Genomic DNA, 581 nt, shown 5'->3' on the forward strand with positions numbered 1-581 from the left:
TTTAAGCGTTTGTGCTTTCCTTTGGTGTTGGTTGGTTGTTGGTGCGCTGTTGGGTGTCTGGGATGACACATGTTGTTGTTCCTGTTGTACAGGTTGCTGCGTGCTGCGGGCAGGCTGCTGTTTGGTGGTTTGTGTGTGGTGTGTGGGTGTTGTGTGAGAACTGGATAGTGGACGCGAGCATCTTGTTTTTCTGTAAGTTCGATTTTGTCAAGCAGTTTTTCTGTTTGTGATTGTTCTTAGTTATTTGTTTGTGTGTTGTGTTGTAAGGGCGCATGGTGGATGCCTTGGCATAGTAGGCCGATGAAGGACGTGAGAGGCTGCGATAGGCCTCGGGGAGCTGCCAACTGAGCGTTGATCCGAGGGTGTCCGAATGGGGAAACCTGGCCGTCGTTGTGGGCGGTCGCCGTTAGATGAATTCATAGTCTAATTGGTGGTTACGCGGGGAAGTGAAACATCTCAGTACCCGTAGGAGTAGAAAACAATTGTGATTCCGTTAGTAGTGGCGAACGAACGTGGATGAGGCTAAACCGCGTGCGTGTGATACCTGGCAGGGTTTGCGTGCGTGGGGTTGTGGGGATGCA

1 rRNA gene is annotated in these 581 nt (G+C 51.1%); it reads left to right on the top strand.

What is annotated here, in order from left to right:
• Nucleotides 1–252: 252 nt before the first annotated feature.
• A 23S ribosomal RNA gene (locus tag CHU70_RS10655) occupies nucleotides 253–581 on the top strand; the annotation flags it as partial.

It is taken from the genome of Corynebacterium sp. LK10 (assembly GCF_008042455.1).
Taxonomy (GTDB): domain Bacteria; phylum Actinomycetota; class Actinomycetes; order Mycobacteriales; family Mycobacteriaceae; genus Corynebacterium; species Corynebacterium jeikeium_D.